The sequence below is a fragment of the Streptomyces sp. NBC_00443 genome, assembly GCF_036014175.1.
Classification (GTDB): Bacteria; Actinomycetota; Actinomycetes; order Streptomycetales; family Streptomycetaceae; genus Streptomyces.
The window spans coordinates 2002385-2023169 of sequence record NZ_CP107917.1; the positions used below are offsets into that span (position 1 = coordinate 2002385).

At 72.0% G+C, this 20785-nt stretch carries 19 protein-coding genes and 1 tRNA gene; 10 read left to right on the forward strand and 10 right to left on the reverse strand.

The annotated features are described in order from the left end of the window. Positions 1 to 12 precede the first annotated feature (12 nt). The 3 genes from OHO27_RS09010 to OHO27_RS09025 all read left to right on the forward strand — a co-directional run bounded on the left by OHO27_RS09010 (position 13) and on the right by OHO27_RS09025 (position 3715). Positions 13 to 1518 carry an alpha/beta hydrolase gene (locus OHO27_RS09010; RefSeq protein ID WP_328422036.1) on the forward strand — a complete coding sequence of 502 codons (1506 nt, stop codon included), beginning with the start codon at positions 13 to 15 and terminating at the stop codon, positions 1516 to 1518. Positions 1519 to 1770: 252 nt separating this feature from the next. Further along, positions 1771 to 2823: an alpha/beta hydrolase family protein gene (locus tag OHO27_RS09020; RefSeq protein ID WP_328422038.1), complete on the forward strand. Its 1053-nt coding sequence runs from the start codon at positions 1771 to 1773 to the stop codon at positions 2821 to 2823. Between the two features lie 142 nt (positions 2824 to 2965). Beyond that, positions 2966 to 3715, forward strand: a complete 750-nt coding sequence (locus OHO27_RS09025) for a DUF4142 domain-containing protein (protein WP_328422039.1) — start codon at positions 2966 to 2968, stop codon at positions 3713 to 3715. Positions 3716 to 3804: 89 nt separating this feature from the next. Here OHO27_RS09025 and OHO27_RS09030 read toward each other — a convergent pair whose 3' ends face one another. Then, positions 3805 to 4386 (reverse strand): Rv1733c family protein, encoded by a 582-nt coding sequence (locus tag OHO27_RS09030; RefSeq protein WP_328422040.1) that lies wholly within the window; start codon positions 4384 to 4386, stop codon positions 3805 to 3807. A gap of 102 nt (positions 4387 to 4488) precedes the next feature. After that, on the reverse strand, positions 4489 to 5253 hold the full coding sequence (locus OHO27_RS09035; RefSeq protein WP_328422042.1) for an SIS domain-containing protein: 765 nt from the start codon (positions 5251 to 5253) through the stop codon (positions 4489 to 4491). A 127-nt stretch (positions 5254 to 5380) separates the two neighbouring features. Here OHO27_RS09035 and OHO27_RS09040 point away from each other — a divergent pair, with 127 nt between their 5' ends. After that, positions 5381 to 6265, forward strand: a complete 885-nt coding sequence (locus OHO27_RS09040) for a MurR/RpiR family transcriptional regulator (RefSeq protein WP_328422044.1) — start codon at positions 5381 to 5383, stop codon at positions 6263 to 6265. Between the two features lie 68 nt (positions 6266 to 6333). On the opposite strand, the gene OHO27_RS09045 is transcribed toward OHO27_RS09040, so the two are convergent. The 3 genes from OHO27_RS09045 to OHO27_RS09055 all read right to left on the reverse strand — a co-directional run bounded on the left by OHO27_RS09045 (position 6334) and on the right by OHO27_RS09055 (position 10123). After that, entirely contained in the window at positions 6334 to 7365 is a 1032-nt protein-coding gene (locus OHO27_RS09045) for an N-acetylglucosamine kinase (protein WP_328422046.1), read from the reverse strand. A 168-nt stretch (positions 7366 to 7533) separates the two neighbouring features. After that, positions 7534 to 9036: a glycoside hydrolase family 3 N-terminal domain-containing protein gene (locus OHO27_RS09050; RefSeq protein WP_328422048.1), complete on the reverse strand. Its 1503-nt coding sequence runs from the start codon at positions 9034 to 9036 to the stop codon at positions 7534 to 7536. 70 nt (positions 9037 to 9106) lie between these two features. Beyond that, complete coding sequence (locus tag OHO27_RS09055; protein WP_328422049.1) at positions 9107 to 10123, reverse strand: ABC transporter substrate-binding protein; 1017 nt, start codon at positions 10121 to 10123, stop codon at positions 9107 to 9109. Between the two features lie 131 nt (positions 10124 to 10254). On the opposite strand from OHO27_RS09055, the gene OHO27_RS09060 reads away from it, so the two are divergent. The 3 genes from OHO27_RS09060 to OHO27_RS09070 all read left to right on the forward strand — a co-directional run bounded on the left by OHO27_RS09060 (position 10255) and on the right by OHO27_RS09070 (position 13930). Next, positions 10255 to 10326, forward strand: a tRNA-Ser gene (locus tag OHO27_RS09060). Positions 10327 to 10329: 3 nt separating this feature from the next. Next, on the forward strand, positions 10330 to 12705 hold the full coding sequence (locus OHO27_RS09065) for a hypothetical protein (protein WP_328422051.1): 2376 nt from the start codon (positions 10330 to 10332) through the stop codon (positions 12703 to 12705). A 187-nt stretch (positions 12706 to 12892) separates the two neighbouring features. Beyond that, positions 12893 to 13930, forward strand: a complete 1038-nt coding sequence (locus OHO27_RS09070) for a lysylphosphatidylglycerol synthase transmembrane domain-containing protein (protein WP_328422053.1) — start codon at positions 12893 to 12895, stop codon at positions 13928 to 13930. Between the two features lie 26 nt (positions 13931 to 13956). On the opposite strand, the gene OHO27_RS09075 is transcribed toward OHO27_RS09070, so the two are convergent. The 5 genes from OHO27_RS09075 to OHO27_RS09095 form a co-directional block, all read right to left on the reverse strand. Next, a complete protein-coding gene (locus OHO27_RS09075; RefSeq protein WP_328422055.1) occupies positions 13957 to 14703 on the reverse strand; it encodes a PP2C family protein-serine/threonine phosphatase in 747 nt (248 codons plus the stop codon). 131 nt (positions 14704 to 14834) lie between these two features. Then, positions 14835 to 15242 carry a peptide-methionine (R)-S-oxide reductase MsrB gene (msrB, locus tag OHO27_RS09080; protein ID WP_328422057.1) on the reverse strand — a complete coding sequence of 136 codons (408 nt, stop codon included), beginning with the start codon at positions 15240 to 15242 and terminating at the stop codon, positions 14835 to 14837. Positions 15243 to 15255: 13 nt separating this feature from the next. Beyond that, positions 15256 to 16647 carry a UDP-N-acetylmuramate--L-alanine ligase gene (gene murC, locus OHO27_RS09085; protein ID WP_328422059.1) on the reverse strand — a complete coding sequence of 464 codons (1392 nt, stop codon included), beginning with the start codon at positions 16645 to 16647 and terminating at the stop codon, positions 15256 to 15258. 118 nt (positions 16648 to 16765) lie between these two features. Continuing rightward, positions 16766 to 17239, reverse strand: a complete 474-nt coding sequence (locus OHO27_RS09090) for an indole-3-glycerol phosphate synthase (protein ID WP_328422061.1) — start codon at positions 17237 to 17239, stop codon at positions 16766 to 16768. Positions 17240 to 17388: 149 nt separating this feature from the next. After that, positions 17389 to 18201, reverse strand: coding sequence for a pyrimidine reductase family protein (locus OHO27_RS09095; protein ID WP_443059696.1), 813 nt, complete (start codon positions 18199 to 18201; stop codon positions 17389 to 17391). A 235-nt stretch (positions 18202 to 18436) separates the two neighbouring features. Here OHO27_RS09095 and zapE point away from each other — a divergent pair, with 235 nt between their 5' ends. From zapE to OHO27_RS09110, 3 genes are all read left to right on the forward strand, one after another. Then, complete coding sequence (gene zapE, locus OHO27_RS09100) at positions 18437 to 19546, forward strand: cell division protein ZapE (RefSeq protein ID WP_328422065.1); 1110 nt, start codon at positions 18437 to 18439, stop codon at positions 19544 to 19546. A 175-nt stretch (positions 19547 to 19721) separates the two neighbouring features. Next, the gene (locus OHO27_RS09105) at positions 19722 to 20126 is read left to right on the forward strand and encodes a hypothetical protein (protein WP_328422067.1); all 405 of its coding nucleotides are present in this window, start codon (positions 19722 to 19724) and stop codon (positions 20124 to 20126) included. 76 nt (positions 20127 to 20202) lie between these two features. Next, positions 20203 to 20781 (forward strand): carbonic anhydrase, encoded by a 579-nt coding sequence (locus OHO27_RS09110; protein WP_328422069.1) that lies wholly within the window; start codon positions 20203 to 20205, stop codon positions 20779 to 20781. The last annotated feature ends 4 nt before the right edge of the window (positions 20782 to 20785 follow it).

Sequence of the window (20785 nt, forward strand, 5' to 3'; positions counted from 1 at the left end):
ATCGGAGAGACCTTGACCGCCCTGCCCCGCCCCACCGCCCTGCTGTGCGCCCTCGTGGCCGCGGCAGCCCTGCTTCCCACAGCCGCCCCCGCCCGGGCGACGGCTTCCCTCACCTTCGGTCCCTGCCCGGAGTCCGTACCGACGCCGCCCGCACCCGACCGCGTGGAATGCGGCCGCCTCACCGTCCCGCTCGACCGGAAGCACCCGTCCGGCCCGAGCATCGAGATCGCCGTCTCCCGCGTCCCCGCCTCCGGCACCCCCGCCGAGCGGCGCGGGATCCTGCTGGTGAACCCCGGCGGCCCGGGCGGCTCAGGGCTCCCCTACGCGGTGACCAAGCGCGCCAAACTCCCCGCGAACGTGCGGCGTTCGTACGACGTCATCGGCTTCGACCCGCGCGGCGTGGGCCACAGCGCGCCGGCCGGATGCGGCGCGATGGGAGGCCTGTTCGCCGCTCCCGGGGCCGATCCGGCGCCGGCGACCCCGCAGGCCGAGCGGTCGTACCTCACGTCACTGCGCCACCTGGCCGACGACTGCGCGGCGGGCGCGGGCACGCGGGTGCTGCCGTACCTGTCCACCGAGCAGACGGCGTACGACATGGACGCGGTCCGCGCCGCGCTGGGCGAGCCGCGGACGAGCTTCCTCGGTGTCTCGTACGGCACCTACCTGGGCGCGGCGTACGCGGCGCGCTTTCCGCACCGGGTGGGCCGCATGGTGCTGGACAGCGTGGTCGGGCCCTGGGACTGGTACGTGTTCGACGTGATGCAGAGCCGGGCGATGCTGCGTGCCCGCGACACGTTCTTCGGCTGGACCGCCGCGCATGCCGAACGCTTCGGGCTGGGCGGCGACGCGGGCGCCGTACGGCGTTCGTATCTGCGCGTACGCCAGGGCCTGGCCGCGCGCCCGGTCGGCGGCTTCGGCCCGGCCGAGTTCGACCGCTCCGTCTACCGCGCCCTCGGCCGCACGGAACGCTGGACGGGGCTCGCCGACGGGCTGCGCGGCTACCTGACGGACGGGAGCGTGGCCGGCCTGCGTCCCGCATCCGCCTTCGACAGCCCGGAGTCGCGCAACTACGAGGCGGCCAACCGGATCGTGAAGTGCGCGGACGGTCCGGGGCCGACGCCCCGGGAGGTCGTGGCGGACGTACGGCGCATACGACGTGCCGACCCGCAGCCGGTCCTGACCGGCATGGAGGCGTCGACCTGCGCGTACTGGCACCACCGCCCCGAGCGGCGTACCCGACTGGGCGGTCCGGCCGCCCCTCCCGTCCTGCTGGTCGCCTCGGCGCACGACCCGGTGACCCCCATCGAAGGCGCCCGGCAACTGCGCGAACTGCTGCCCGGATCCCGTCTGGTGACTCTCGACGACGACTACTCGCACGGGGTGTTCGCCAGCCGGGGCAATGCCTGCGTGGACGGGGCGGTGGCCGGCTATCTCGTCGACGGGGAGGTGCCTGCGGCGGACGTGCGCTGCGCCGGGCCGGGACTGCCGGTCCCGGCAGCGGCTGCTCCGTCCACATGATCTTCCCGTTGGGCGTGTGCCTCGTCCCCCAGCCCTCGGTGAGCTGGGCGACGAGGTGCAGGCCGCGGCCACCCTCGTCCGCGCTCGGGGCGCGGCGCAGGCGCGGTGAAGTGCCGCTGCCGTCGTAGACCTCGCAGACCGGGGCGTGGACGTCGAGGCCCCGGGCGGCGAGCCGTTCGGTGACCACGACCCGCGCGTGGGAGAGGCGGCTCGGACAGGCCGACGTGGATGTCGCGCGGGATACTTGGCCGCATGCGGTACCCGCGGTGCGTGGCCCGGCTCGCAGTCGGGCCGGTGCTGGTGCTCGTGACCGCCGTCGGCTGTAGTGCCAATGGCGGTGACGGTGACGTGCCGGCGCGTACGGATCCCCCGGCGTCGAGCAGGGCGGACGGCGGCAGCCCGAGCGCCGCCACGCTCACCCCCTCCCCCACACCCGTCGACCCCGTCTCCCTCCCGGCCCTGATCCAGCGCGAGCACCGCGGCTCCGACCTCCGCCTCGGTGCCGTACGCGTCCGCACCGACGCCTACACGCAGTACGCCGTCACCTACCGGTCCAACGGCCTGAAGATCTCCGGCATCATGAACGTCCCCACCGGCAAGGGCCCCTTCCCGGCGCTGGTCCTGGCGCACGGCTACATCGACCCCGACGTGTACACCACCGGCCAGGGCATGCCCCGGGAGCAGGACCTCCTCGCCCGCAGCGGCTACGTCGTCCTGCACACCGACTACCGCAACCACGCGGGCTCCGACGACGACCCCGACAACGACGTGAACCTCCGTCTCGGCTACACCGAGGACGTCATCGCCGCCGTCCACGCGCTGCGCTCCGCCGACCGGCCGGACGTCGACGACGACCGGATCGGCCTGATGGGGCGGTCGATGGGCGGTGGGGTGGTGTACAACACGCTGGTGGTGGCGCCCGGTCTCGTCGACGCCGCCGTCGTGTTCGCGCCGGTCAGCTCGCGCCCCGAGCAGAACATCGACCACTTCCAGCGCCCCGAGGGCGACCCGCTCGTCGCCGAGATCGAGGCCGCGCACGGCACCCCCGAGGAGAACCCCGAGTTCTGGCGGCAGGTCTCGCCGGTCACCTACGTCGACCGGGTCACCGAGCCGCTGCTGATCCACCACGGCACCGCCGACGACACCTGCCCCCTGGCCTGGACGAGGACGACCGTCGCGGCGTTCGAGGCGGCGGGCAAGGACGTGGAACTGCGGACGTACCGGGGCGAGGGGCACACGTTCGGGCCACGGTGGCCGGACTCCATGGCGGCGACGACGGCCTTCTTCGAGCGCCACCTGGGCTGAGTCCTGCTCAAGCCCCGCTCGGATTGCGGGGCATGTGACGCACCACGCACAGCGAACCGTAAGTTTTTTCGCGCGGCGGTGATTGTTTCGCGCGTCCCGTCCGTACCTCCTGGCGTAGCAGCCGTTCATCTCTGGAGGCACGATGCCCTTCTCGCGCCGCATGGTTGGAACCGTCTTCGTGGGAGGCGCCCTCGTCCTGACCCTCTCCGCCCTTGCCTACCCGGCCATGCTGGGCGTGGAGACCACCTCCGCCAACCAGGACCGAGTCATCGCCAACACGCAGTACGGCCCGCTGACCGAGGCCGACCGGGACTTTGTGGTCAAGGTCCGCGCAGCCGGTCTGTGGGAGCACCCGCTGGGCATGATGGCGATGCAGCGGGGCACGACCCCGGAGATGAAGGAGGCCGGCGAGCACCTGGTCGTCGGACACGCCCGGCTCGACCTCGCCTGCCGCAAGCTCGCGTCCGAGTTGAACATCACGCTGCCCAACCAGGCCAGCCCGCAGCAGCAGCAGTTCGTGGCGACGGTGGATTCCAAGACGGGCAAGGAGTTCGACGCCACGGGCGTCGCGATCATGCGGGTGACGCACGGGCAGATCTTCCCGGCGATCGCGAAGATCCGGGGCACCACGCAGAACAGCCTGGTCCGTCAGCTGGCCGACCTGGCGAACGACACCGTGCTCGACCACATGACCATCCTGGAGAAGACGGGGATGGTCAACTTCGACGCCAACAACTTCCAGCAGACCTCGCCGCCGAAGCTCCCGAAGGAACAGATGACGCCGCCCGCGCCCCAGCCGGGCTCGCCGGTCCTCACGCTGGCGATCCCGAAGGGCCTGGAGGACCTGAACACCGCGTCCCCGTCGGCGCTGCCGAGCGCGGACGTCAAGTAACAGCGCAGTTGGCCGCGCCCCGGACATCCTCCGGGGCGCTGTCATGCGCGCCGGGGTGCCGACTCAGCCCGTCTCTTCCGCCCGTCTGTTCAGCCCGTCTTGCGCCCCCACGGTGTGTCCAGCCGCTCCCACTCCGCGCCCCACTCGTCCAGGCGGTGCCGCTCCAGCCCCAGCCGTACCACCCAGGCCGAGCCCAGCACGATGCCTGCGGTGGCGCCTCCGGCCAGGAGGCCTCCGGCGACCGAGTGCAGCTGCATCTCGCTCGCGGAGAGCGGCTCGTTGGCGATGACGCCGTTGCGGTCCGTCCATACCTGGACCTTGCTGCCCGCATGTGTCTTGGGCGGTACCCGCGCCTCGTCCGTGTGCGTCGTGCCGTCCGGGTCGGTCCAGCGGACGGTGGTCCACACAAGATGGTCGGTGGTGACCCGCGAGGCCCCCGGATCCTCCGCGTCCATGACGAGAACAGCCGTCACCCTGCGGCTCTCGGCCCGTTGCTGCTCCGCGGAGGCCACGACCGCGTCCGCCGCAGCGATACCCGCGAACACGGCAGCGCCCAGCGCGAACAGCCACCCGCACAGCACGACCCAGGCTTCGATGACGTCGCTGCGCCGCCTCAGCGGGCTGCGCCGCCACCGCCACAGCCGCACCCTCGGACATCCAGACGCAGCCATGCCGACACCCCCTTGAGCACCGACAACACTCCTCCAGTGTGCGCCCGGGTGCCGTCGGGCGCGCGCGCTCAGCCACCAGGTGAAGGCACCACCCAGAAGTGATCAGCTCGCGGTGCGCCGGATCCGTCCGGCGTACCGCTTCTCCAGCTCCAGGTTGCCCTCGAACCCTCCCGGCACATTGGCCGAGACGTACACCGGCGGGCGCTCCCCGGCGGCGATGAGCAGGGCGGAGGCCTCCGCCACGGCCATCTGTACGAGCATCACGCCGGTGAGCGTGGACAGGGCGCACACCGCGCCGCCGCCCGGCAGTTCCAGCAGTGCGTCGCCGCGCGGGGCCGCGTTGTCGAGGACCACGTCCGCGAGGTCGGCGAGCTTCTTGCCGCTCGCGTGGCCCGCCGGGACGGCCCGGGTGTGGGCGAGGGAGGTGATGGCCAGGATCCGGTGGCCCTGTTCCCTGGCGTGCAGGGCCATCTCCACGATGACGTTGTTGACGCCGGAGTTGGAGATGATGACGAAGAGATCCTGGGCGCGCGGAGCGGCGAGGTCGTAGATCCGGGCGGCCACTCCCGGCTCGCGCTCCAGGAGCGGGTCGTCGAGGATGCCGGGCGCGGCCCCGCCGTAAAGGACGAGGTCGGCGATGCTGAGCCGGTTGGTGGGCACCAGTCCGCCCGCCCGGCCGGCGACTTCGAGGACCATCGCCTGGGAGTGACCGGTGCCGAAGGCCTGGATGACGCCGTCCGCTCGTACGCAGTCGGCGATGAGCCCGGCGGCGCGGGCCACGTCGTCGCGGGCGGACTCGGTCAGGCGGTCGAGGACGGTCATGCTCTCGCGCACGAAGCGCCGGGCGCTCACGGACTCGTCGGACACGCGTCACTCCCCACTCATGGCAGCGTTGGATTGAACCACCCTGCATGACTGCTCCGATGAATCAATAAACCATCCTCGGTCCTGGTATTCAACCTGTGCGGAAATCGGTGGCTGATACCTTCCCCTCATGCCTCCGACGGACGTCACCACGCTGATCCGCACCGAGCTGCCCCGGCTGGCCGGTTCCCTGCGGAAGGTCGGCGAGCTGATCCTGGAGGATCCGGCCGCCGTGACCCACTGCTCGGCCGCCGAGCTGGGCCGCCGCACCGGCACCTCGCAGGCGACGGTGACCCGGTTCTGCCGGGCCATCGGGCTCGACTCCTACCAGCATCTGCTGATCGAGCTGGCCCAGGAGCGCGGCCGCGGCGAGGTCTCCGACTGGGGCAGCGCCGAGATCGGCCCCGGCATCTCGCCCGACGACAGCCTGGAGCGGGTGGTCCAGGTCGTCGGCAGCGCGGACCTGCGCGCCATCCAGCAGACGATCGAACGGATCGACCTCGACGCGCTGGAGCGGGCGGCCCAGGCCCTGGCCCGTGCCCGCCGTATCGACGTGTACGGCGTGGGCGGGAGCGGCGCGGTGGCCCAGGAGACGGAGACCCGGCTGTTCCGCATCGGCTGCCAGGTCCGCGGCTGGACCGAGGTGCACGGGGCAGCCACCTCAGCGGCTCTGCTCACCCCGGCCGACGTGGCCATCGGCATCTCTCACTCTGGTGCCACGCGCGAGACCCTCGAACCGTTCGAGATGGCCAAGGAGCGCGGCGCCACCACCGTCGCCATCACCACCGACCCGCGCTCACCGCTGGCCAAGGCCGCCGACATCCGGCTCATCTCAGCCACCTCGGAGACCAGCTTCCGCACCGGCAGCATCGGCGGCAGGCACTCCGTCCTGATGCTCGTCGACTGCCTCTACGTCCGGGTCGGCCAGGTCTCCTACCAGCGCGCCAGCGCCTCGCTCGCCCTGACGGACCACATCACCCCGCAGCACGCGGTGAAGAGTCGCCGGGCGCGCTGAACCTGCCGGGACGGGGCTCCCCACGAGCACTCATGGGTCGGCGCGGTGCGGCTGCGCGCTGATGCCGCTCAACTCCCGTACCCCAGACGGGCGAGGGCCACGGCGCCCAGTGAGCCGTCGGCCACCCGGTCGGGGGTGAGGCCGAGGAGCCGGAGCCTGGCGGTGAGCGGCTCGGTGAGCGGGCCGTGGTCGCCGAGCAGGCCGCCGGTGACGACGATGCGCTCACCGGGCCGGGGTTCGAGGGCGCGGACCGCGCCGGTGAGGTGGTCTGCGGCCGTTTCGAGGATGCCCGCGGCGACGGCGTCCTCGTGCCTGGCTGCCTCGGCGACGAGCGGCGCGAGTCCGGCCAGTTGGACCGGCGGCCGGGCCGTGACGGCGGGGAGCAGGTGCATGCGGTAGGCCTCCCGCCGGGCCCGCGTCCAGGCTCCGCCGGCGTACGGGTCCGGCGTCTCCCCCGGCAGAACGTCCTCCGGCACCCCCAGCTCCCGCCCCACCGACGCGGCCAGCGCCGTCGGCCCGCCCCGTCCGTCCGCCATGCGCAGCGCCGTGCGTACCGCCTCGCGCCCGATCCAGAAGCCGCTGCCGTCGTCGCCGAGCAGCCAGCCGTCGCCGCCGGCGGTCTCGGTGCACACGCGTGCGGCGATGCGCACCGCGACCGCGCCGGTGCCGGCCACCAGGGCCAGGCCGTCGGCGGGGTTGCCGGGCGCGGCGGCGAAGGCGGCCTCGACGTCGCTGTGGATCTCGACCATGTCGGTGCCGATGCCGAGCCTGCTCAGCGCGACGGTGAGGGCGGCGTGCGCCTTGACCCGGCCCGGTTCGTCAGGGGCGGTCCGCGAGGCGCCCGCGAACCCGCCGGCCACGGCCACGACGTGGCCGCGCAGCTCTGCCGGCACGGCGTGCGCGAGGGCTTCGGCGAGGTGCTCGGTGAGCTGCGGTCCGGGGACCGTCAGGGCATTGCCGGGGCCGGAGACGCCCTCGCCCTCGGGCGCGCCGTCGCCGAGGGGCGCCAGGACGGCGCGGGTGCGGGTGCCGCCGGCGTCCAGGCCGACGACGTACGCATGCGCCCTCTTGGGCGAGCTTTGGTTCGAATCACTGTTCATCGACGACCATGGCGGTTGATCCATTCGTGATGGACAAGGCTGAGACCCGGCCCCGAGCCTGGAAGAGCGGGCCCGGCCCGAGGAGGATCTCATCCACACGCTCCACGTCGGGTGTCTTCCGCCTCTGGATGCTGAGGTCGTACGGCCGCCCTGAGCGCCGTGGGCCCGTCAGCCCTCGGTTCCGTCGGTGACGCCCGCCAGCGCCTCTGCCACCGCCCGCAGGTTTACCCGTGCCCGCCCGTACGAGCACAGCGTGCCGCCCTCCGACAGCCCGGTGTCCACCCGCACCGCGTCCGGCCGCCGCTCCAGCAGGGCGTCCCGCAGCCGAACCTGCCAGGGGTGCAGCCCGGCGTCGCAGGTTGCCACGACCAGCGGGGCGGATCCGCAGCGGCGCAGCATGCCGTCGACGAGCTCGGCCGGGTCCGCCGGTTCCCCGGTGACGGCCGTCCCCGTTGCCGTGGGGTCGACCGCGCGCATCTCGGTCAGCAGGTCCTGGCCGCCCCAGTTGAGGGCGGGGTGCGGCGGCGGGAACAGGTCGACGACATGGGCGCCGCGCACGGCGGGCGGCACGCCCCGGCTCCGTACGGCCCGGCGGGCCGCCTCGCGTCCGGCGCACGAATCCCAGTCGGCCACGTCGGTGGCGGGCGTCGCGTACCGCTCGGCGAGCCGACGCACCCGTCCCGCGGCCTCCTCGATCCGCTCCTCGGCCAGCTGACCGGTCCGCAGCGCGTCGAGCACGGCGTCGCGGCAGTCGAGGGTGACGTTCAAGTCGCCCACGGCGACGATCACTTGATCCGCGCCGGCGGCGAGTGCGATGCGTGCGCCGGCCGCCTCCCCGTACTGGTCGGCGATGGCCTTCATCTCCAGCGCGTCGCTGACGAGGACGCCGTCGAAGCCGAGGTCGTGGCGGAGCAGATCGTCCAGGACGCGACGGCTGAGCGTGGCGGGGCGGTTGGGGTCCAGTGCCGGGAACACCACGTGGGCGCTCATCAGCATCGGTACGCCCGCCGCGATCGCAGCGCGGAACGGTTCGAGATCGGCGCGCAGTTCGTCGTACGGCCGTGGGTCGACGGCCATGCCGTGGTGGCTGTCGGTGGCGGTGCCGCCGTGGCCGGGGAAGTGCTTGGCGCACGAGGCGATGGAGCGGGCCTCGGTGGCGGTGATCCAGGCACGCAGATGCCTGGCGGCGAGCTCGGGGGCGGCGCCGAAGGACCGGGTGCGCACGATCGGGTTGCCGGGGCGGTGCTGGAGGTCGGCCACGGGGGCGTACGAGGCGGTGATGCCAAGGGTGGCAAGGTGCCCGGCGAGTGCGTCGGCGCAGCGGGCGGTGAGGTTCGGGTCGTCGACGACGCCGAGGGCGTAGGAGCCGGGGACGTCCGGGGCGCCGGCACCGACCAGGTGGCCGATGCCGCCGCCCTCGTTGTCGATGGCGACGAGGAAGTCCGGGCGTATCGCGCGCAGTTCGTCCGTGAGGCGGCGCACCTGCCGGGCGTCGCGGACGTTGCGGGTGAAGAGGATGACCCCGCCGAGGCCACGGTCGATGAGCTCCTTGAGCGTGTCCGGCACGCTCGTGGCGCCTTCGAACCCGGCGACGAGACAGCGGTGGGCGGCTTCGTCCAGGTCGACGGGGAGGTCGGCCGACCGGGGTGATGCGTGCTCGAAGTGGCTCACCCCGGCAATGCTCTGGCTGGGTCAGCCTAAAGTCAACCTCTTGATGGCTGGCTGATTCAACAGCAGTGCCTCACGCGGACAGCTTGTTCGCCTTCCCCAGGGCGTCTGCCAGTTGTTCGAGCACGGGCGCGTACCCGGCGTAGCTGAAGCGCTCCTCCATGGCCCACGGCACGGTCTGCCCCGCCTTGACCGCGGGCAGCTGCCGCCAGGTCGCCTTCTCGGCGAGCTGCTCGGCACTCATGGCCGAGGAGCGGTTGTCGACCATGATCAGGTCCGCGTGGTACTTGTCGGCGTTCTCCCAGCTCAGGAACTCCCAGAAGCCCCACTCGTCGGACTTCTTCCCCTCCACGAACTCAACGCCGAGGTCCTTGTAGTAGTTCAGGTCGACGTAGGAGTCGGGGACGGCGACATAGAACTGATCGTTGTCGCCGGTGATGGCCATGACCTTCAGCCCCTTGTTGGCCGCGGCCGCCGCGCGCAGGGTCTCGACCGCCTTGTCGAAGCGGGCCCCGGCATCCGTCACCTTCTTCGCCTTCAGGTCGGCACCGAGCGCCTCGGCGAGTTCGGCGGTGCGCTTGAGCGGGTTCAGCAGGGAGGTGCGGGCGACACTGATGCCGACGCTGGGCGCGAGCGCCTCGATCTTCTTCCGGCTCTCCTGCGGGACGTACCAGAGGTCGGGCGCCGGGAACATGTTGCTCATCAGCAGATCGGGCCCCAGCGCCGCGTACTTCTCGACGTTGAACTGCCCCCAGTCCGTGCCGAGGCTCGTCAGCTTCGCCACGTCCATGTCGCCGGCCTGGGGGTTCGGCTTGCCGTCGACCGGCTCGGTGGGTCCGAAGACGCCGTCGCACTCGATGCCGTAGTCGTACAGCGCGGCGGCGGTGCTGACGAAGGCGACGAGCGTTTCGGGTGCCTTGTCGAGGGAGACCGTACGCCCCCGGTCGTCCTTGAAGGACCAGGGGCCACCGCCCGTCTCACGCGCCTTGCCCTCCGCGTCTCCGTCCCCGCCGCAGGCGGCGAGCAGCGAGCCGAGACCGAGAGCGCCGCCCGCGGTGAGCAGTCGGCGGCGGGACATGTCTGGGGCCATGGTCGACCTCCCCTTCGAATCAAATTAAGGGAAGGCTAACCTAAGCCAATTTGGGTCAAGAGCCGGTGCGCTCGCACCCCCCGAAATACACTTGTCCGTTGATCAACCCGACCCATAGCCTCAGCTCTCATCGACGTGTAGCTCAGCAGCAGAGCGCCGGGCTTGAGACCCGGAGGGCGCGGGGGCGGAACCTGCCACGTCGGCTTATGGACGACAACGCTGAGCAGCAGCCCCTCACCGCGGCCGCCGCCTATCCGGCGGCCCAGTTGGCCAAGGCCTTCACGACGGCACTGACCCACGAGGACGCCGGCACCCGGCGTCGTGCCGAGGAGCGCGGGCAGCGCTGGCGGGCGGTCCTCGCGGGGATGGCCGCGGGGCGGCTGACGGCAGGTTCACGCACCCCGGTGGCAGGGCTGCCGGCCTGGGTGACCCTTGAGGTGGTGCGGGGCGGCTTCGCCACCGGCACCGCGAGCGCGGGCGGCCCGCTCCAGCCGTACGAGACCGAGGCCGCCCGGCAGTTCGGGGTACCGGCCGACCGGCGCGCACTCTTCGCCCACTGCCTCACCGACGCGGGACTGGCCTGGCTGTGGGCCCTACTGGACAGCGGCCACTACGAGATCGGCGTGCCCGAGGAGGCCGCGCTGCTCACGATGGCCTGGCTGGTGCGGCACGGCGAGACGTCCGCGGCGCTGGATCTCGCGGCCGAACTGGAGCCGTTCGCCGACCGACTGCGCTTCCTGCCCCGGCCGGCGAAGGGCCCTGTGCCGACGGACAGCTCAGCGCCGACGAGTGGCACGGCGGAGGCGAGCGGCACGGCTGAAGCGACCGGCACGACCGAGGCGACCACGCCCGTCCACCGGTACACCGTCTCCGACTCCGTCGACACCCTGATACGGCGGCGGCCCAACTCCGCCGTGGAGACCCAGCGCGAGGCGCTCGCCGTATGGCAGCCGTTCGGCGACGAGATGCTCGCCCACTGGCTGGAGACGGCGAGGGACGGCCTGGTGCTCGAACTCGCCCTGGACGCCGCCTGGCTGGCGCGCACTGCCACCCTGCTGGACCGCTACCGGCTGCTGGCCGCGGAACACACCCGCTGCACCAAGCACCGCAACCCCAGGCAGAACCTGGGCATTCTGCGCGGCGCACTGGAGGAGACCGTCGCCGGGCGGCCGTTGGACGCGCGCCGGCTCGGTCTGCTGCGGCACGCGGTGGCGTCCATGGTGCGGCGACGCGGCCTGCCCGGCTCCGCACCGCACACCGCGCTGCGCCGGGAGCAGGCGCGCCAGGCGGCGCTCCCGTCCCACCACGCGCTGGCCCAGCTGATGCTGCGCCGGCTCGCCGAACTGCCCCAGGACACCGGCATCACCGATGTCAGCCCACTGCTGACGCCCGTGACGGAGCAGGAGGAACACGAGACCGGCCTGCCCACGGGAGCGGAGGTCCCGCCGGTGATCCGGCAGGTGGTCGAGTCCGCGCTGAGCGCGCCGATCGGCACGCTGGTGGAGCGGGGCGTCGTCCCCTCCGCGGAGGTCCTGGCCGAGCTGGTACCGCAGTTGGTCGCCACGGCCACCGCCCTGGCGTACGGCGACGAGACGCTGCGGGCGCTGATGGCCGCGAACTACCGCGCGTTCCGCAACCGCCGCTCGCTGCTCCTGCTCAACCTGGAGCGCCAGGTCCGCGTCGAGGAACTGCCCTGGGTACGGGCGGTGTCCGGACAGCGCGCCGCGGTGCCGGGCAAACCGGACGAGGAGGGTGCGCTCACCGTGCTGCGGCAGCTGGGCGAGCTGGCCGTGCAGGCCTTCCCCGGCACGATCCTGCCCAACCCGCTCATCCGCGAGCTCGGCGTGCTCGCCCGCCAGGGCGACCTGGGCACCCCGTTCGTGGAGGAGCTCGCCGCCGACATCTTCATGGGCACGTTCAGCCCGAAATTCCTCAAGTCGGCGCGGGCCGCGGCCGAGTTGCTCCGCGGCACGCTGTACGAGCGCTACTACGGCATCGACTACGCCGCGATCCGCAACCTCGCGATCGCCGAGACGGGCGCCGCGCTCAGCCGTTCCTACGGCGCCCGTACGTCCCCCGGTTTCGCGCGGCTGTGCACGGAGCGGTCCGGGACGGCGTCCGGGTCCGGGTCCTGGTCCGTGGCGGCGAACGGCAAGGTGATCGAGCAGGCGCAGATCCTCACCACGCACAACCTGGCCACGCTGGTCCACCGGGTGGGCATCGCCCCACAGCCCGGCTGGTCCGACCTGGCGCGCCGCTGCCTCGCCACGGTGTGCCGGCTGACCGCACAGGTGCACAACAACAAGCGTCCCCTCCCCACCATCAAGGACGCGGCGTACGCCTGGCGTCAGATGCTGTTCGCCCTGTCCCTGTGCCCGCCCGACGAGCTCCGGCGGTTCCTCGCCGCCCTGGACGAGGAGACGGCCCGCCACCCCGCCCATGTCAGGTCCCGACTGACACCGGCCCTGACGGGCCTGGTCCTCACCGCCGAGGGCGGCAGGTTCGACGCGGACGGCACGGCGGACGAGGGCCGCGCACGCCGGTTCCTGGGGTGGAGCACGGAACGGCACTGGATGCGGTGAGGGCGGGGCGCGCGGGAGCGGGGGTCTGGGCGCGGGCTGTCGCGTCGCTCACCCGCCGACGTCGCTTCGGCTGCCGGACACCACGGCGTCATGCCGGACGGGCACGTTTCCCACGTCCCCTCCTGCCTCGCCCTCAAGCCGTCCGCCCCGCGTCCGCGCGGGTGTGACGCGGAAGGACGACCGCGCCGTGTCCTTGCTCCCGCTCAGCGATCTCCCCGGACCGCTGCCCGCCTGCCCCACTCCCGCCGCCACCCCCACCCCCACGTCCGTCCGTCCCCGCCCCCGCGTCTCCCCCGGACGCGTCGTCCGCCATGTGCTGACGCTGCTCCCGCTCCTGCTGATCGGGGCATGGGCGGTGGCCGACTGGCACACCGTGCAGGACGGCGCCCTCCGGCTCGCCTCCGCCGACCCCTGGTGGCTGCTGGCCGGGTTCTTCTTCACCTGCATGGGCTGGTTGACCGCCTCGGTCGTCCGCCAGGGATCCATACCGGAACGCCTGCCGTCAGGCCTGCTGGTCGCGTCGCAGTTCGCCGCCGGCGCCGCGAACCACGTACTGCCGGCCAGCATCGGCGCCCACGCCGTCACCCTGCGTTTCCTGCAGTACTGCGGCATACCCCTGGCCCGGGCCACCGCCTCACTCGCGCTGTACTCGCTGGTCAAGCCGATCGCGAAGACGGCGGTGCTGCTCGGCTTCCTCGTGGCCTTCCCCGAACTGCTGCACCTGGGCGAACTCGTCCCGGACGAGCGGACGTTGCTCCTGGTCGCCGGAGGCGTGACGGCCGCCCTCGTCACGGCGGGCGTGCTCGTGACCACCGTACGACCGCTGCGCCGCCCCCTCCTCGGCTTCGTCCGCACCGCCCTGACCGACGCGCGGATCCTGCACACCCGGCCCAGCCGCGTCCTCGCCCTCTGGGGCGGCGCCGCCGCCACGCCGCTGCTCCAGGCAAGCGTGATCGCCTCGGTCGGCTTCGCGCTGGGCCTGCCGCTGTCGTGGACGCAGGTGACCCTCGCACTCCTCCTCGCCAGCACAGCGGTCGGCGCGGTCCCCGCACCGGGCGGCATCGGCCCCGTGGACGCGGCCCTGGTGTTCACGATGGTCACCTTCGGCGCCCCGATGAGCCTGGCCGCAGCCACCGTCATCGGCTACCGCGTCCTGACGGTCTGGGTGCCTCTGCTACCGGGCGCACTGGTGCTCTCGATCATGGTCCAGCGCAAGATCCTCTGAGCGGCCTCCCATGGTGGGACCGCGCCCTACTCCTCTCCCACCCGCACCACCGCCACCGTGATGTTGTCGGGCCCGCCCGCCTCGATGGCGGCCTTCCAGAGCTCGAACGCCGCCCGCCCGTCGTCGTGCTCGCGCAGCACCTCGTCCAGTACGTCCGTCGGCACCGGGTCCGTGAGGCCGTCCGAGCAGATGAGGTAGCGCTCGCCCGGGGACAGGGGCACGGCCGTGACATGGGGATCGACGGCTCGGTAGGTGGGCGAGCCGCCCAGGCACTGGGTGACCAGTGAGGTGCTGCGCCCCGCCGGGTGGGGAGGGCTGTCGTCGACGCTGACCTGGCGCAGTCCGTCGCCGTGGGCCGCGTAGACCTGGCTGTCGCCCACGTTGAACACCAGCAGCGAGTCGGGCTGCACGACGACGCCGGCGATCGTCGTCCCCATGGCCTCCAGGTCGCCTCCCTCGTCCCCGCCGGCCGCCTGGTACACGGCGCGGTTGCAGGCGTTCAGGGCATCCCGGACGGCGACCTCGCTGGTCAGGGCGGGGCCGAGCGAGGCGATCCGGCGGGCGACCAGCGCACTGGCCACATCGCCGCCGGGATGCCCGCCGAGCCCGTCGGCGACGGCCACCACGAGGGGCGTGCCGAGCGGGAAGACCAGGGTCTGCGGATTCTCGGTCACCGTGGCGCACAGCGTCCACGGCCCGACGACGAGACTGTCCTCGTTGCGCTCGCGCAGCAGTCCGGGATGGCTGATCGCACTCACAGCGACGTACGGCATGCAGCGCCACCGCCTTCCGTACCGGACTCACCGAACTGACCGCCGGGGCCGGACGTCCCCTTCGAGTCTAGGAACACCGGCATCCGGCGTGCCAGCGCAGCGGGCGCCGCCCGGGGCGGCGCCCCTCCCTGTCAGTCCTCGTCCGCCGTCAGGCGTAGCGAGATGCTGTTGATGCAGTACCGCTGGTCGGTCGGGGTGGCATAGCCCTCGCCCTCGAAGACGTGCCCGAGATGCGACCCGCACCGGGCGCACCGCACCTCGGTGCGCACCATCCCGTGCGAGCGGTCCTCGATCAGCTCGACCGCGTCGGTGTCCTTCGGGTCGTAGAAGGACGGCCAGCCGCAGTGCGACTCGAACTTCGTGGTGGAGGTGAAGAGTTCGGCGCTGCAGGCCCGGCAGGAGTAGACGCCCGTCGTCTTGCTGTTGGTGTACTCACCGGTGAAGGCGGGCTCCGTGCCGGCCTCGCGCAGGACGGCGTACTCGGCCGGGGTCAGCTCCGCGCGCCACTGCTCGTCCGGCTTTTCGATGTCGTACGACATGAGTCCTTGCCCCTCACTTCAACAGGCGGTCCAGAATGACCGGGCCCAGGTCCGTGACATCGCCCGCGCCCATGGTGAGAACGAGATCACCGGGCTTCGACATTCCCGCGATCAGCGAGGACACCTCGTCCTTGTCGTGCACCGGCGTCACCTCGGCGCCCGCAGCCCGGGCCGCCTCGATGACCAGCTCGCTGGTGACACCGGGGATCGGGTCCTCGCGGGCCGGGTAGATGTCCAGGACCAGCGAGGAGTCCGCGAGGGCCAGGGCCTCGCCCATCTCCTTGCCGAGCTCCTGCGTGCGGGAGAACAGGTGGGGCTGGTAGACGACCAGGATCCGGGCGTCCCCGGCGGCCGCGCGCATCGCCTCCAGGTCGGCCGTCATCTCGGTCGGGTGGTGGGCGTAGGAGTCGATGACCTGGACACCGGCGACCTCGCCCTTCAGCTGCAGCCGCCGCTTGACGCCCGTGTAGGCCGCCAGCGCCGGGGCCAGCTCGGCGGCCGGGATGCCGAGCGCCGCGCCGGCGGTCAGCGCGGCCACCGCGTTGAGCGCGTAGTGGCGGCCCGGAACCGAGACCGTGAAGGTGAGCTCCTGGCCGTCCAGAACGACGGTGACCTGGCTCTTCAGCCCCTGCGCCAGCACGGAGAGCACTCGTACGTCGGCGTCCTCCGCCTCGCCGTACGTCACCACCCGCACATCCCGCGCCGAGACCCGCCGGGTCAGCTCCCGCGCCCCGCTCTGGTCGGCCGAGATCACCAGCGTGCCGCCCTCGGTGATGCGGTCCGCGAACGTCTCGAAGGACTCGTAGATCTCGTCCATCGACGCGTAGTTCGCGTGGTGGTCGAGCTCGACGTTCAGGACGATCGCGACGTCGGGCGCGTACTTGTGGAAGCTGCGGTCCGATTCGTCCGCCTCGGCGACGAAGATGTCCCCGTCGCCGTGCAGCGCGTTCGAGCCGGGGGCGTCGAGGTCACCGCCGATGGCGTACGACGGCCGCAGCCCGAGCTCACTCAGGGAGACCGCCAGCATCGACGTCGTGGTCGTCTTGCCGTGCGTACCGGCCACGGCGATCGGACGCAGCCCGTCCATCAGCGAGGCGAGCGCGTCGGCCCGGTGCACCACCGGAACGCCCAGCTCGGCGGCGCGGGCCAGCTCGGGGTTGTCCTGCCGGATCGCCGACGACACGACGACACAGCTGGCGTCGTCGGCGAGGTGCTCCGCCGCGTGCCCGATGTGCACGGTCACGCCGAGGGCCCGCAGCGCCTCGGCCGTCGCGGACTCCTTGGCATCACTGCCGGCCACCTTGGCCCCACGCTGCGCGAGAATCTTCGCGATCCCCGACATCCCGGCCCCGCCGATGCCGATGAAGTGCGGTCGGTCCATGGCGTTTGGAATGCCGGGTGCCATGCGTGTTCTCCCAGGAGTGCGATACGACGGTGAGGCCCCAGCCTATGGGGTGGTGGCGCGGACCTCGCGCACCGGACGCCGTGAACTGTGGCCCCTGGGGCCCTGTGCCGGAAAGCCCCTACGCCTTGCTGTGCGAGAACAGCTTCAGCACCGGCACCCCCACCTTGTGCCGAGCCCTGGACGCCCAGTCCCGGTGGAAGAACTCCTCCACATAGTGCGGGTCGGTCAGCACGATCACCTCGTCCGCCCCGACCTCGTCCACCACCGCTCTGAGCGCGTCCAGCGGATGGTCCTCCAGAAGCCTCCCCTCGGCCTCGGCCCCGGCGGTACGCAGAGCCGTGAGCGACACCTCCAGCGCCCGCTCCCCCGTGCTCAGCGCCTCCTGCCCCTCCGGCGTGTTCCCCTCCCGGACCGCCTCGTCCAGTTCGCCGAGTGCGATGTCGTCGATGGCGCGCAACAGCCTGTCGGCCTGCTCGCCCCGCGGCTGGAGCAGCACATGGAACGAGACCTGCTCGTTCCCGTGCAAGGTGGTGACGAACTCCACGTCGGCGGACGTCAGGGCCTTCTCGATCATCAAAACGCTTGTGAACACCGGGCGCCCCTTCTGCGGAAACCATCCTGCCCCGTGCTCGCACGGGGACTGCGAGTTTTAGTGTGCCCGTCCGAAGCCAAACGGAACGATGGATTCCGCCGTTTCAGGTGCACGGCAGTCATAGAACCCATTTCCGAACCGAACTAACCTCACGTCCGCCGGTAGCGGCTGAACAGAAAGCCGTTCTCCTCCAGCAAGGACACCAGCTCGAACCGTTTCGGAACCGGCACCGACGGCCCGCCGGCGATCCGCTGGGCGTCTCCCGCGGTGAGCATCGGGGAGATCGTCAGACAGAGCTCGTCGAGCACTCCGGCGGCCACCAACTGCCCGAGCATCCGTGGCCCGCCCTCGGTCAGCAGGCGGGTGTGGCCGAGTTCGGCGAGGGCCTGGACGGCGCGTACGGGGTCCACGCCGACGCCGTCACCGGCGATCACCACCTGGGCGCCCGCCTTCTCCGCGGCCGCGATCCGGTCCGGGGCCGCGGCGGCCCCCGTGAGGATGAGGGTCGGCACCAAGGGTGAGGTGAAGAGCGGAAGGCCGTAGTCGAGGTCCAGGCCGGCGCTCACCACCGCGATGGCCGGCGCGGGTCCCTGTCCGGCCGCCTCGCGGGCCTGAGCGAACTCCGCACGCGCGCGTGCCGGACGGTACCCCTCGAGGCGGACCGTTTCAGCGCCGACGAGCACGACGTCCGCCAGCGCCCGCAGCGTGCCGAAGATCCGCATGTCGGTCGCGGTGGAGATCGGCTGCGAACGCCCGTCGTGCTGGGCCGCCCCGTCCAGCGTGGACACCATGTTGGCCCGCAACCAGGGCTGCCGCCCGTCCGGACCCGGCTCGGGATAGGCATACGCGGCGGCAAGCTCGGCGAGGCTCCACTCACGGTCGACGAGATCACCACCGGGGAACCCGACACTGCGACGAGCCCCACGCTCCGGTGCAGCCGGCTCCCCGGCACCGGCCTCCACCGGACCGCCCTCGGGCACCGTCCCGGCCGCCGGCGCATCGGCCCCTCGGTCAGGGCCCCACGCCACCGAACCACCGGCTCCGGCCCCGGACCCACCGGCCACAGGCCCCCCTCCACCGGCCCCGGCCCCGTCGCCCCCGGCCGAACCGCCGGAAGCCCTCGCTGTCGTCTCATCGGTCACAGGGAACAGGCGTCGCATGTGATGGAGTGTGGCACGGCCCTTAGCATGGTGACCCGTGTCGTCCTCCACCGCCGCCTCCGGGCCGAGCCCCATAGCCGAAGCGAGCCCGCTGTCCCTGTGCACGCGTGAGCCGCACGTGCCCGCGGACCGGCTGGTCGCCGAGATGGTGCCGCCGCCCCGCTTCGATTCGGTCCGCTTCAGCACGTACATACCGGACCCGAACCAGCCCAGCCAGACCGAGGCGGTCGGCGTCCTGGAGACCTTCGCGGCCGGGCTCGGCGGTGCACACGCGAGCGGCGCGGGCAAGGCCAGGCGCGGCTTCCTCGGGCTCGGCAGGCCCAAGGCGCCCAAGACCCCGGCGGGCCCCCGCGGCGTCTACCTCGACGGCGGCTACGGCGTCGGCAAGACCCACCTGCTCGCCTCCCTCTGGCACGCCACCCCGGCCGAGCCGTCCCTCAAGGCGTTCGGCACCTTCGTGGAGCTGACGAACCTCGTCGGCGCCCTCGGCTTCCAGCAGACGGTGCAGACCCTGTCCGGCCACCGCCTGCTGTGCATCGACGAGTTCGAGCTCGACGACCCGGGCGACACCGTCCTCGTCTCCACGCTGCTCGGCAAGCTGGTCGACGCGGGCGTCGCGCTCGCCGCCACCTCCAACACCCTGCCCGGCAAGCTCGGCGAGGGCCGTTTCGCGGCTGCCGACTTCCTGCGCGAGATCCAGGGCCTGTCGGCCCACTTCCGCGCCCTGCGCATCGACGGCGAGGACTACCGCCACCGCGGCCTGCCCGAGGCACCCGCGCCGTACTCCGACGAGCAGGTGACGAGGGCGGCGTACGCGACCGAGGGCGCCTCCCTCGACGACTTCCCCCATCTGCTGGAGCACCTCGCCCGCGTCCATCCCAGCCGCTACGGCGCGCTGACGGACGGCCTGAACGCAGTGTGTCTCACCGACGTCCAGCCGATTCCCGACCAGTCGACGGCCCTGCGGCTCGTCGTGCTCGCGGACCGGCTCTACGACCGTGAAGTTCCGGTGCTGGCCTCCGGACTGCCGTTCGACCAGCTGTTCAGCGAGGACATGCTCAACGGCGGCTACCGCAAGAAGTACTTCCGCGCGATCTCGCGACTCACCGCGCTGGCCCGCGACGCCAAGGGCCTAGTAACCCAGTAACTCCCCCTGGTCAAGGGGTGGTTCAAGCCAAGCCACCCTCGCATTTCAGGCTCTCTTCAGCTCGAAACGTTAAGTTAACCCTGCAAACAACGTTGCCGGGTTAACGTGTTTCTTGACCAACGGTTGACCAAGTGTTGGCACGTGCATGAGGCGTGGACTGACTGGAGGGGGGCGCATGTTCCGAGGTACGACGGTTCGGACCCCGATTTCGATCCTCGCCGCCGTCCTGCTCGCCCTCCAGTTCTTCGCACCCGGCGCGGCCTTCGCACACGCATACACAGCGAGTCAGGCAGAGGCCAAGGCTCAGCCCGGAATCAAACTCTCCGGGAAGGCGCTGCGCGACGAAACCCTCACGTCACGCCACTGCGTCCCGTCGGGCGACGGGGACCCGACCGGTCCCCTGCGCACCCGTGACCATCTGCGCTTCGCCGACTCCGGGACTCAGGCGCCCGACAGACCGTTGCTCACCCGGGACTCCGCGTCCGCGCACCGGCCGGCCGCGGCCGGCGCCGCGCATCAGCGCACGTCGAGATCCTCGACGTCCCACACTCCGGCGGGGCTTCAGATCTTCCGCTGCTGAGCAGCAGAGCAGTCCCCCACCCCTGTCATGTAAACCCCGACGCGCCACTGAGGCGCGCCAGGAGGAGTCACCACACATGCAGCCCCTCATCGACAACGCCCGTATGTTCGGACAGTGCCCTGAGGAGTTCGCTCGCCTCGCCGAGGGCCAGTCCCCCGACGTCCTGTTCATCACCTGCTCCGACTCCCGGGTCGTTCCGGCCCTGATCACGGGAGCCCGCCCGGGCGAGCTCTTCGAGCTGCGTACCGCGGGCAACATCGTCCCGCCTTACGCCTCCGAGCACCCCACCAGCGAGGCGGCCACCATCGAGTACGCCGTGGAGGTCCTCGGCGTCAGCGACATCGTGGTCTGCGGCCACTCCCACTGCGGTGCCGTCGGCGCACTCGTGCGCGGCGACGACCTGGATGCCGTACCGGCCGTGCGCGACTGGCTCTCACACGCCACCCCGCGCCCGACCGGCGCCGCGCAGGACCCGGAGGTCGCCGAAGGCGTCCAGGCGCATGTACTGACGCAGCTGCTGCGGCTGCGCTCGTACCCGTTCATCGAGAAGAAGCTGAAGGAGCGTCAACTCACCTTGCACGCCTGGTACTACGAGGTGCACAAGGGCGCCGTGCGCGCCCACAGCGCCGAGACCGACGCGTTCGAGGCACTGTGACCGC